Source organism: Tissierella sp. QWL-11, from assembly GCF_058683765.1.
Genome location: NZ_CM178750.1, coordinates 2,451,938 through 2,465,108 on the forward strand (window position 1 = coordinate 2,451,938; position 13,171 = coordinate 2,465,108).

The 13,171-nt window shown below is 27.6% G+C and carries 10 protein-coding genes; 3 read left to right on the forward strand and 7 right to left on the reverse strand.

What is annotated here, in order from left to right; translation table 11 throughout:
• Positions 1-33: 33 nt before the first annotated feature.
• On the reverse strand, positions 34-231 hold the full coding sequence (locus tag AC4PG3_RS12210) for a helix-turn-helix transcriptional regulator (protein WP_492196902.1): 198 nt from the start codon (positions 229-231) through the stop codon (positions 34-36).
• Positions 232-425: 194 nt separating this feature from the next.
• On the opposite strand from AC4PG3_RS12210, the gene AC4PG3_RS12215 reads away from it, so the two are divergent.
• On the forward strand, positions 426-752 hold the full coding sequence (locus AC4PG3_RS12215; protein WP_492196903.1) for a helix-turn-helix domain-containing protein: 327 nt from the start codon (positions 426-428) through the stop codon (positions 750-752).
• 33 nt (positions 753-785) lie between these two features.
• Here AC4PG3_RS12215 and AC4PG3_RS12220 read toward each other — a convergent pair whose 3' ends face one another.
• From AC4PG3_RS12220 to AC4PG3_RS12245, 6 genes are all read right to left on the reverse strand, one after another.
• Entirely contained in the window at positions 786-3,140 is a 2,355-nt protein-coding gene (locus AC4PG3_RS12220) for an ATP-dependent DNA helicase (protein WP_492196904.1), read from the reverse strand.
• Positions 3,141-3,194: 54 nt separating this feature from the next.
• A complete protein-coding gene (locus AC4PG3_RS12225) occupies positions 3,195-3,908 on the reverse strand; it encodes a hypothetical protein (RefSeq protein WP_492196905.1) in 714 nt (237 codons plus the stop codon).
• Between the two features lie 26 nt (positions 3,909-3,934).
• A complete protein-coding gene (locus AC4PG3_RS12230; protein ID WP_492196906.1) occupies positions 3,935-5,671 on the reverse strand; it encodes a site-specific integrase in 1,737 nt (578 codons plus the stop codon).
• A gap of 4 nt (positions 5,672-5,675) precedes the next feature.
• Positions 5,676-8,354, reverse strand: coding sequence for a hypothetical protein (locus tag AC4PG3_RS12235; RefSeq protein ID WP_492196907.1), 2,679 nt, complete (start codon positions 8,352-8,354; stop codon positions 5,676-5,678).
• Entirely contained in the window at positions 8,347-9,675 is a 1,329-nt protein-coding gene (locus AC4PG3_RS12240) for a site-specific integrase (protein WP_492196908.1), read from the reverse strand. The genes AC4PG3_RS12235 and AC4PG3_RS12240 overlap by 8 nt, the downstream gene beginning before the upstream one ends.
• Positions 9,676-10,050: 375 nt before the next feature.
• A complete protein-coding gene (locus tag AC4PG3_RS12245; protein WP_492196909.1) occupies positions 10,051-11,100 on the reverse strand; it encodes a PD-(D/E)XK nuclease family protein in 1,050 nt (349 codons plus the stop codon).
• 141 nt (positions 11,101-11,241) lie between these two features.
• On the opposite strand from AC4PG3_RS12245, the gene AC4PG3_RS12250 reads away from it, so the two are divergent.
• On the forward strand, positions 11,242-11,937 hold the full coding sequence (locus AC4PG3_RS12250; protein WP_492196910.1) for a zinc dependent phospholipase C family protein: 696 nt from the start codon (positions 11,242-11,244) through the stop codon (positions 11,935-11,937).
• A gap of 215 nt (positions 11,938-12,152) precedes the next feature.
• Positions 12,153-13,145: an ABC transporter substrate-binding protein gene (locus tag AC4PG3_RS12255; protein WP_492196911.1), complete on the forward strand. Its 993-nt coding sequence runs from the start codon at positions 12,153-12,155 to the stop codon at positions 13,143-13,145.
• The last annotated feature ends 26 nt before the right edge of the window (positions 13,146-13,171 follow it).

Here is a 13,171-nt window from a genome sequence, read left to right on the forward strand (position 1 = left end):
GCACAATTGAAATATACATACTCTAATATTAGCTTAGTTCTTACATCCATAACCAATTAAAAAGTTCATATCAACTTCGAGTAACTCTGAAATAAAAATCAACCTATCCAGCCGGGGCAAAGTATCTCCGTTTTCCCATCTACTTATTGTGCTTCTATCTACCCCAATTATTTTAGCAAGGTCGTCTTGAGTATATCCTTTTTTTAGTCTACTTTCCCTAAACTTATTCATTATTACTTCACCCTCAATAATCAATAGTATATATAATTATTGTAGTTCTTTTTATTCACATTGTCAACTTTTGGTGATGTTTCGGAACATAAATTGATTGTGAGTTAAACTCACGTTATAATTAAAACATAAAATATTAGATTATAGATTAGGATTATATAAGTGCTAAACTACTGACTCTGGGGGTATTTAAATTGAACCTACGCGAAGCAAGATTAAAAAAAGGTTACACTCACAATGAAATAGCTAATTTATTGGGTTTATCTCGTTCTACTTATACAAAATATGAGAATGAAACAAGTAGCCCTGATGTTAAAACTATTATTAAACTTTCAGAAATTTTAGAAGTTAGTACTGATTATTTATTAGATGTTAATATTTATGATCATCCAGGAAAAGATCCGCTAATAATGGAAATAGTAAAGACTTCCATTAGCCTATCAAATCCTGGTAGAGAAAAAATCTTAGATTATGCAAAAATGTTGAAAATTATAGAGAATATCAATAAAGATAATGATTAATACGATACAGTGTGGAACTTTTTCGTTAGCTCATCAAGATAAATGGTATCTCCAGAATTCTTTTAGAACATTGTTTATATTAACTTCGTTTACAAGAGTAAAAGGATGCCATTCCCTTGGAAACAGCTCTTGATAACTACTATATGAATATCTCTCATCAATCAATAAAATTACTCCTATATCCTCCTCTGTTCGAATTAATCTTCCAGCTGCTTGTAAAACTTTGTTCATACCTGGATACATATATGCATATTCATATCCCATATTGCTTTTAACATTAAAATGATTCTTAATTATATCTCTTTCAAAGCAAATCTTAGGCAACCCTACCCCTATTACTATTACACCTATTACTTTATCTCTTTTTAAGTCTATTCCTTCAGAAAATATTCCTCCAATTACGCAAAATCCTATATTTGTCTTAACTGGATTCTCAATAAATATTGATAAAAAATCATTAGCATCTTCCTCAACCATTCCTGGTTCTTGGAGATGTATATTTATGTTATTCTTTAAATATACGCTACTAAAAATCTCATATATTTTATTCATATATTCATATGACGGGAAATAAATTAAGTAGTTACCTTTTTTCCCATCTATAAATGCCCTTATCTGCTCAACGATTGATAAAGAGCTAGATTCTCTAGATTTATATTTTGTAGATATATTATTGTTTATCAATATACGCCTATTTTTCTTATCAAAGGACGATGCCAGTAATATTGTATAGTCCTCTGAATTGCCACCTAAGATTTCTTTGTAATAGTCCATAGGTATCAATGTTGCTGAAAATAGAGTAGTAGATTTAAAATCTTTAAGTATAGATTTAATTTGTGTTGATGGATCTAAGCAAAATAACTTAATTTCAATATCCTTCTTAATTTTATCAACGACAGTCAAATAGTTTTTATCATAAATATCAGCAATTTTTAAGAAAAATGAGATCGAAAAATAACATTCCAACATATCTTCATAGATTTCATCTTCTTTATACTCTATCAAAAAATCCTCAATGTATTTATTTAACACACTTAACGAAGTATAAAGATTATTTAAATTTGTATCATATTCGACAGTTCTATGTTCATTATTCACCTTCCACATTTCCAAGAATTCCTTATTTACATTATTAAACTTCTTTGACAATTTAGGATAATTAGTCTTTGTTTTTCTTTTTAAATCTAGAAAAACTTGCTTATTTATTGACGCTGTGTACATATCTCTAGCCCTATCAACTAAATTGTGGGCTTCATCTATCAGAATAACATAGTCACCGCTATTATCTAATAAAGTCTTAAGCTGAACTGTAGGATGAAAAATATAGTTATAATCACAAATTACAATATCTGCCCAATTTGCTAAATCAAGTGAAAATTCAAATGGACATACTGAATATTTTTTAGCATAAAACTCAACCTTATCACTTGTAAATTCATCTTCATTCTCTCTGATATCCTTGATTGCATCATTAATCCTATCATAATGTCCACTAGCAAATTTACAATTTTCTGGATTGCAATCAATTTTCTCATTAAGACATGCCTTTTCCTTGGCAGTTATAGTAGCAGATTTGATTTTTAATCCCTTATTCCTTAATATATCTAATGCGCTATATGCAACAGTTCGTGTTATTGTTTTAGAAGTTAAATAAAATATTTTAGAACAATTTTCTTCACCCATAGCCTTTATTGATGGGAATAAAGTAGACATAGTCTTACCAATACCTGTAGGTGCATGTACATATAACTTTTTCTCTTCTATAATACTTTTATATACTGCAACAGCTAACTCACGCTGTCCCTTTCTATATGATTTAAACGGAAACATTAATTCTTTAATAGACTGGATTTTAGTTTTATTCCAATAGTAAGCTATTTTAATCCATGTATAATATTCATTCAATAAATTATAAAAAAAGTTCCTAAGTTCATCAGTCTTAAATGTTCTGGCTATTATAGATGTCTCTTTAGTATCTATATTATAATAGGTTAATTGTGCATCAATTTCATTGAGATCATTCTGATCTGCATAAATAAAAGCATAACTTTTGACTTGTGCCAAATGTAGTGTATTGTAATCTTCTGTCACTTTCTCAATTGGTCTAGAAGTAGTTTTTATTTCATCAACTATTACCTTATCAGAATAAGTAATTATTCCATCAGCTCGTCCTTCAACAAAAATACTAAATTCATCATGGTCCAAAGTATACCTGAGGGTAACTTCTGGTTTATATTCCTCTGGACTTTCTTTTTGTATCATCCTGTGAATCTCCGCACCTTCATTCGCTCTATCATTTTTAACAAATCCCGACCTAATATCTCCCGAACGAAGAATAAATTCTATTAGATTCCTTACTGATATTTTAAATACCATTTTATTTTCCATCTATACCACCCAGCATACATAATTTATCATTCCATAGTAGTATATCAGAAATAATTAGTTATTGAAAAGCTCAGGAAATCTATTTAAAAATAGCTCAATATCACTCCCATTATTTTCACCCCTAGCTTTTAAATCTACAAAATCTTTTTGTAAATCATCAGGCTCTTCATCAAGCAAAGGAAATAATTTTGTACTTTTCAGCGACATAACTAAATCATTTTCTCCTATTTCTGAAACTTTCTTTCTAAGAATCTTATTATCATCTATAAGTAATTTAATATCTTGTTTTAGCTTTTTGTTTTTATTTGACATTTCTATATTGTTTGATTCTAATTTCACCAAGTCGTTAGATAATTTAATGTTTATTTCCTTTTCTTGTAATAATTCTTTAATAGTTAAATCATAACTTCTTTTATAATTTTCCAAATACATTATTAACCTCTGCCTATTATTATAATTAGAATTTATCAACTCAACTACATCAACATTATAAATACTGCCTTCCAAAATGTCCTTGTTTGTATTAAAAAATATATGCTTAGCATTATTAAACTGGTTAATTAACTCAGAGACTATTTTATCATTTGATATATGATAGTACTTTAAGTCACTATAACCTAGCTCCTCACTACCAAACTTAGCTATCTCTGAATATGTTATTTTACCTTTCATTAAACCTTTATCTTTATAGATACTTATAATTTCTAATAACGTCTCCGTAGTAAATTTGGGCTTTCTACCAGCTCCCTTAGGATTCTTATCTTTCATAATCATATAACCTCCAATAATTTGTTTTATTCTTTACTATTTGCAATTGTTAGTGCCGCTCTATTAATTAAGGCTCTAATTCTATTTACACGCGTGGCATGATCTTTTTCAAATTCTTTCATGTACTTTTTGTTTTCTATCATGTCTCTTAATATCTCAACTTGTATTAAAATAGTATTTTCTAGTTGTTCATATGAAATAGAAGTTGATTTATCATTTGGAATATAATATCTACACCCATCATCACAAATACCGTTAACATATATACAGTCCTCGGAACAGTTATTTGATGCACAAGTTCCATTACCATTATTACATACCTCATACTTATCAGATTCTTGAAATATTCTATTATATTTTAAGTCAATATTATTAAACGCTATAATGCTATTATTGACAGTATCTATTTTCTCATTATTATCCCTGTATAACATAATCTTATTTGATAGATTTATAGTATAGCATTTAACATAGCTCGGTAAATGATCATAGTATCCCATACTACTTTCAATATTATCATGACCACAAAATTCCTTTATCACAACTGGGGAAACACCCTGCATAATCATGTTTATAACCGAAAGGTGCCTAGTATCCATTGTATTGATTTTTTCAATTTGATTTTCACTAAGTCTAATATTATAATCTTTAATTTTGGGTACAACTTCATATTTGAAAAGTGGTACTATTTTAGTAAAAAATCTATCCAATAATGATTCAAACATTCCCTTACTAAATATTTCATATCCTGAAAAAAATGCATTATTAGCATGGGGTCTAAATCTGTAGTAGCTCCTAAATGAAAATAAAAACTTCCTATTTATTTTTCCAATATCCTTATCTGGATAAAAATCTACTTTATGATCATAATGTTCTACTCTACCTTTATACTCTTTTATTAATTCAAACAACTCTTTATTTACTTCGATCTTATCTAAATAATAATCACCTAGTGAATGACTAACTTTATCATTTTTACTACCCTTTAATTTTGATCTTCGTACTATTAGATAATACTTATCGCCTTTGGTTTCTAAACAATCCTTAGGTATAATTGTAAATTCTGTTGATCTCAAGGGTATAATCGTTGTTATCTTCCACCATAAAAATATAGGAAAATATTCCTCGCGTAAAGGATAAGTCATGGATAAAATTAGAGTATTTATGATATCCGAAAACTTGAAAACACTCTCCAGATTAGGTAATCGTCGACTTTCTTTACTAATATTTTTTTTGAAAGTGCAATAATACTTAATTAAGCCCAGTAAATCATCATTGACATTTAAGTAGGAAAAGAACTCAAGATATTCCCGTAGAATTATAGCTTTACTTCTGCCATCAAAAGCATTATCGAAATAGTCTGCTACAACTCCTGTTTTGGAATCATTAAAAAAATTAGTATCGTGGGTCATTTTAACTAAAAAATTTATAGATATGTACACAGTAGATAATGAATATTTATTAAGTTTTACCAATGTAAAAATCTTCAAGGAGTTTATTATATCTATGATACTACAGCTTAATTTTCTATTCAGTTTTTCATTTAAAAATAATATTTCATTTATTTTAAATTTAATATTCCTATAACCTACCTCATTAAATATCTTCCAACGATTATCATCAAAAAAGCTATCCTCTATAATTCCTTCATTTCTTATCTGCTCAAATAATTTTTTATATTCACAAATTGAAATTTCATTAAATGTTTTTTCATCCTCTAAAATAATATCCTTATATATTTCCTGGTAGATTGAAAAACCCATATTATCACCCCAAATAGATTATATTATTGTTCAATAGATTGTTTATTTCATTTTTTATTTTTTCTAACTTAATAAAAGTATTTACTCTTTCATAGCCCAAATATTTTATCGCTTCATTGAGTAGAGGTAGGTAGGAATTTATCAGAATATTTCCCAATCTTAATTTATCAAACTTCAAATTTGCTAAATGTATATTATTTATTAAATTGTTTAGTAAATTATTAAATTTAAATAGAAAAAATAATTCAGGCATCAAAAAGTCACATCCAACACAATCTTCTCTTAGGGGGAACTTACACTTGTTTTTACCTGTAATCTTTAATAAACATTGTGAATAAGACATTTTAGAAGGAAATTCGCCTTGCGAAAGTTTTTTCAATATTACCGCATAATCTTCCTTATTAACAAGTGATTCTAACAAAAACTTATCAATTATTACTTCTTGGTCATTCAAACGTTTATTTATAATTTCAATATCAAATGGCGATACTGCGCCTAAATCTTTAATCAATTTAGTTTGAGAATCTAGATTCAAGTCGTCAAAACTATTACCATATACAATGCTTAATAATTTGTAGTATATAAAACCAAAACTTCCTCTATCATGAAGATTAAAAGATATAATACCTAAATCATTATCCTTATTTAACTCGCTTAAATACGTCTGCGTTGTTGATGCAATTTCTCTCTCGTTCAACGTATGACCTCTTGATATACTTGCTAAGTAATATCCAATATTCCAATTTTGTTTACTGCTTTCATTAACAACATTGTGTAAATAAGTAGTTGTTGCACTTAGGTTACTAAAACTCCTATTTTTAAATATCTTATTATACTTTTCTTCACCAAAAAAAATAATATGATTATCTTTATGACTACAGGCATTGGTTAATATTGTATTAGTAGTATAATTATAGTATTCAGGATCCATTTCATTTCTTTTTCTATGAGATTCAGCTATTGCTATCAGTAATCCTATTGGTCTTATAAGGCTATTAGCTATATCCAACCTAAGTGATTGTTTGTTTTTCATATGCCTCTTATTAAACATCTTCAACTCTAATATAATATAATTGCATATGGCTTGTCCCATATCTAAAGTAAAATAATTCCCTGCTTTTAGCCAGTCAATGAAGTGTTCAGAAGAAATACCAATTATATCTTTTAACTCTAAATTAGGTAACTTATTGATGTAATCAGATTTCCTCCAAGCTGAGCAATAATGTAATGAACAATACAACCACACCATTGAATTCATTCTTGTATTTAATGCTTTCTCTATATATTCTTGATTATCTATATTAAGGAACACTAAAGCACCAAAATTTATCCATTGTTCATACGTATAAGCTTTTGTTATTCTTCTACTATCAAAGTCAGTTTTATTCGTATTTTTATTTAAACGCCCTGTATAAGTATATTTGTTCTTATAATTGACTTCATAGTTTTTAGATATATACTCTAGTAACAAAACAAATTCTTCTCTTGTTTTTTTACTTTTACTTTCTAATTTTGAAATAAGTTTAATAATTTCCTTATCTTCCATTAGAACAATTTCCTTATTTATAGTTAGCAATACCTCTTTATAAATTTCTACCAAGGGCTTAATTAAATTCTTTTTATTTTTATTTATGTTATACCTCTCCACTGAGAAATCCATAAATATTTTTTTGCTTTTTTTAGCATCTATATTATCTTCTAATTTTGAAATATTATATAAAAATTTATCATAGATATCTTCTATGTTATTGTAGACCTGTTCTTCATTATACATTTCAATAAATTTATTATAATCTTCTACGGCTATTACACTATATTTATAGACCTTAGTTCCACCTCTATGATACTTAATACCATATTGTTTTAGTTTTTTTCTTAAAGTCTCTAATACAATATCCAACTCTTCGCATATTTCATTAAGTGTGATGCTATTTTGATCTATATAAAAAAGCCTATCAACCTCTGCTTTATTGTAATAACCTACCCCCTTAAAATATTTCTTATCAATGATATTTCTACCATAATTACCAGAATAAGCATTTATCTTGAATTTCTGCTCAATTTGCTTAATTGTGTAGTATAAGTTAGAATCAAAATCCAGGATTGGAAACTCCTCAAAGATTATTAAATCATCTTTTAAAATTCTATTTTCTACCAAATCTATTGGATTATCGTAAAAAATTATTTTCCTTTTTTTTAGAAAACTCTTTACCATACTATAAGTTAAATCAAGTGCATATTCTTTTTTTACAATATCCACAATTTCCGAGACAGATACAGTTTTGTCTAAAAAGGATTTTATATTGTCTACATCACTCATTAGAAAATATGAAGTATAATGTGGACTATTCAATACATAGGCATAAACTTCAAATGCCCCTTTTTTTATTAACTTTCTAATACTGTGCGGACCTAATGAAAATATATTAGATAAATCAGTGATAGTATAGTAATTGCTAGTATTACTCATTACATTATTATATTTATTTATAATTTCTTTAAATGCTTCAATGTTCTCTTTCGACTCGTTATCCAAAAATATGTTACCATCATCCTCAAATACATTTAATTCAAATCTCTTTAATACATATTTTAAATACCTTTTAATTTGATCTTGTGTCATATTACTAATAGAATGTTCCTTAAATATGTTTATTAAAGATGTTTTCTTAATATTAGTCATTATTACTCGCCCCCAAAATTGATTTCATAGTTTCTTCCTGAATTTTTTTTAATTTTTCAGACATAATTGATGCTGATGACAAATATGAAATTGCTGTACTTAAATCACTATCACCTCTCCAATATGCAATTTCAACGGATGATTTTGTGGTAGTTAAATCTGCTATAAATTGCGAGAAAAAATATCGTAAACTGTGTGGAGATAAACTTCCAGACATAAGTAAATTTGCTTGTGATCGCATCAGTATATCTGGACTTGAGGACAATCTTTCAATTAGTATATTTTTTATCTTCGAAAATTTATAATAATAGCTCCTTTCAATCAAAGCATTACCCTCTCTATTGGTAAATAGCGGATTATATGGATTCTTATTATTAACTGACAAGTTCTGGTGTTTCTTAAATAGATAGCTAACTACCTTCATAAACGCAGGATGAATTGGTTGTATACGAGCCTTCTTAATTTGAGCAGTTTCCTTCTTATTATCTCTTAATTGCCAATCATACCTTAAATCTAACTCTAGCCAAGTCACCTCATTTATAGTAACCCCATAATTAACACAATATGTGGTCAGACTACAAACCTCACCAGCTCTTAATCCTCCAAATGCTTGAAACGCTAGACCTAGTGCTATTTCCGGATAAAATTCTTCGGCGATTTTTATTAATTCAGCAACCACATCTAATGTAATATTTTTTATCTTCAACTTTCCAATATATGCTGGATACAATACTATAAACAGGGGTTTGATAGATATTGTTGTTATATTTTTTATTTTATGTTCCTTAAACTTAAAGATATTTTGATCAATATATTTTAAACTAAACTCTTCAAAGAGGAACTTATAAAAATAACTTAGCTTAACATTTGCATCACTAATTACATCTACACTTTTACTATTCTTCCCTCCAATTTTTCCATTAGCATAATCTCCTAAAAATCTCTCTCCCATCTCTAATGTTAACTCTCTAATATCACTAATATTATATTCATTATATTTGTCAATAAATATGTAGTTTAGAAAGTTAACAATTATGTTTGCATGATTTCTTTTGGTGTTAATTTCCTTGTTTATTAATCCATTTGTATAATTGTTAAAATATTTACTATAAATAGTCGGTTTATATATTCCTGTATTTTTGTTCTCTAAAACAATAAACATATATCTTTTTATAATTCCAGAATCATATAATAAAGCATATTCTTTTTTCTTAAATCGCACTTGCTTAATAACCTCATTGTAATAATTTGTTTTTTTATTGTTTTTAACTACCTTTAATTTTGAAATATTATCACCTCTCCAGTAATTTTGTAAAAACAAAAAATACGATTAAGAAGATTGTCTTGTCAACCTACTTAATCGCATTTTTATATAAATTTAAATACAAGATAATCAAAAACTTGAATAAAAGTTCTTTCCTATCCATAAATATTCAAACTATTAAAACACAATATCTATGCCAAATTAATTGTATCTAATGGTTTCTAGTCCTTATCAGTCTCCCTACTAAAATAGTAGACACCATTATTATAGCTACTATTGCTTAATTATGCAATATTTAAAAGGAAATACCTGTATATAATTCTCCTAATTTCCTGTATATAATACAATGTAAATGAAATTACACAATCCACATACTTCCACGGTCTTACATATAAACTTTATTAAAACTAATTACCTTTAGGTTATTTCCAACTAAGCTATAATCACATCAGCCCAAAGACTGACATCCAATACAAATTCAAAGGGACATAATTGATATTTTTCTGCATAAGTTAAAGCAGTTTCCCTGTCTATTAAATCTTCATTTTCAAATATATCCATAATTGCATCATTAACTCTATCGAAATGCCCTTTGGCATAAATACAATCTTTAGGATTACATTTCACCTCATCATTTATACATATTTTATCTTTTGCTGTTATTATTACAGTCTTAACTCTTAGGCCCTTATCTCTCATTATCTCTATGGAATCTACGGGAACCTTTCTAGTTATGGTTTTTGCAGTTAAATAAAATATCTTAGAAGTAAGTCCTTCCCCAATAGATTTAATAGCTGGAAATAAAGTGGATATGGTTTTTCCTATCCCTGTAGGTGCATTTGCAAAGAGCTTTTTTTCTTCTTTTATAGTTTTATATGTTGCTATGGCAAGCTCTCTCTGACCTCTTCTGTATTCATTAAAAGGAAAATTTAATCTCTTAATAGAATCATCCCTAGTCTCTAGCCAGGAAAAGGTGGTGCTTGCCCAGTCTATATATTTCTCTAGCAAATAAAAAACAAATTCTTCTAATTTAAGTTTGGAAAAGCTTTTTTTAAATATCTTCTTTTCTTCTGTGTCTATATTAAAATAAGTTAATTGTATATTTATATATTCTAATTCTTTTTGTATACAATAGATATATCCATAAACCTTCGCCTGAGCCCAGTGTATAGGATTATAGTCTTCTTCTATAAATTCTAAATCCCTATTGGTACTTTTTATTTCATCTATAATTATCTCTTTGTCTAATTCTAAAATACCATCTGCTCTACCTTGTAGCTCTATTGTAAAGTCTTTGTATTCTATATTATGTTTTAATGTTACTTCTTTTTTATAATTATCTCCATAAGAATTTTGCACCTTTTGATGAGCTTTTGTTCCTTCTACTGCCCTATTTATTGATTTAAAACTATTATCTATATCTCCTGATCTCATTACAAATTCTACTAGATTTCTAACTGATAATTTTATATTTTGATTCATTTAATCATCCTCAATTATCTTTTATATTTAAACATTATATCAATATTTCAAATAAAAAATAAGATTAAAGACAATAATATTAATACTTAAAATTTAACTACTTAGGGTAATATATAGATATATAATCTAGAGGTGACTAATATGGGACAATTAGAGAAAACTTATAATAAATTTTTAAACGGAACATTTAGGGTTGTGAATCCTATTAAAAAATCTATAATCAACACACATTGTAGAATTCATAAGTATATAAATTCTAATGCTTTGAATATCTTGAAAAATAATGGATATCTAGATGAATATAATTTTTTCATCAAATATATAGATGAAATAAATAAAGGTGTGGTTTGGGCAGATCAGGATTTTAAAAGCTCTAGTCATTTTTATAATCCTTATAAGAAAAAGGGGCTATATGGAAGAAAAAATGCTTTAAATTTAGCCTTAGATTATTATGAAAAATCTATTAAATTTTGGAGTTTAAATAAAAAAAATAAATCTATGTTTTATTTTGGTGCATCAATTCATTTAATCCAAGATATGACAATTCCTCAGCATGCAAATATAAGATTATTAGACGATCATAGGCAATATGAAACATATATAAAAAAAACATATAAATATATAAATAATTTCAGCTTAAACAAAAATATTTATATGCTGGATTCCATAGAAGATTATATAGTATTTAATGCTAGAGTTGCTCTTAGGATATATAAGAAATTTCAAAATATATCTGAAGAGCGAAGTAAATTTTATAAGATGTCTAGATGTAGTTTAAGCCTTGCAAATAGTACTACTTCTGGTGCCATGCTCTTATTTTACAAAGATATAATTTAATTTATGATTTCCCAAGTTTATCTTAGGGTATATGAAAACTAATCATAATATTTGTAATTTCCCTTCCAATAATTTCCTTTTATAAAATCTTGTTAGATAATTAATTTTTCATATGTATTTTGCTAGCTCTTCCTTTGTATAATTTGACATATTTATATCAATTATGATAACATTAAAAAGACTGATTATTTCAAAAAAAGAAAGGTGTGTTGCATTTGAAAAGATTCTTAAGTTTGATAATAATAGGAGCACTTCTTATTATAAGTTTGACAGCCTGTTCAAATGAAGGTTCTGATGTAGGGAATATTAAATTTGCTGATGCAGGATGGGATAGTATTAAATTTCATAATGCAGTTGCAGGTACTATAGCTGAAGAAGCTTTTGGCTATACCTGGGAAGAAATTCCTGGTTCTACCCCTGTAGTTCATGAAGGGGTAATAAGTGGAGAGATTGATGTTCACATGGAAGAATGGACTGACAATATCCCAAGCTATACAGAAGATTTAGAAGCTGGAAAACTTAAAGAATTAGGTGTGAATTTTGATGATAATTATCAAGGTTTTTATGTACCTAGATATGTAATAGAGGGAGACAGTGAAAGAGGAATTGAGCCTATGGCTCCTGATTTAAAGACAGTAGATGATTTAAAAAAATATCCAAATTTATTTCCAGATGATGAAAATCCTGATAAGGGCAGAATTTATGGAGCTATTCCCGGTTGGGAAATAGATAAAATAATGCACAATAAATATATCCACTATGGCCTGGATAAAGATTTCATATATTTTAGACCAGGTTCAGAAGCAGCTTTAGCTGCTGCCCTGTCGAATGCCTATGAAAGAGGAGAAGCTATAGTTGGATACTATTGGGAACCTACTTGGTTGATGGGTAAATATGACTTTGTATTATTAGAGGACGAGCCCTTTAACAAAGACACCTATCTCAATGGTGAAACTGCCTTACCTCCAGTAAGGGTTACTGTTGCTGTTAGTAATGATTTCGATGAAGAGCATCCAGATATAGTGAATTTCTTAAGTAATTATACAACATCAAGTCAATTAACTTCTGATGCATTAGCTTATATGCAAGATACAGATTCAAATTATAAAGAGACTGCAAGATGGTTTTTACAAGAAAATAAAGATCTATTAGATGAATGGTTAGATGAAGAATCTGCCCAAAAAGTAAAAGATAATCTTGAAAAATAGTCTTGATTAGTCTAAAAATAGTTGCA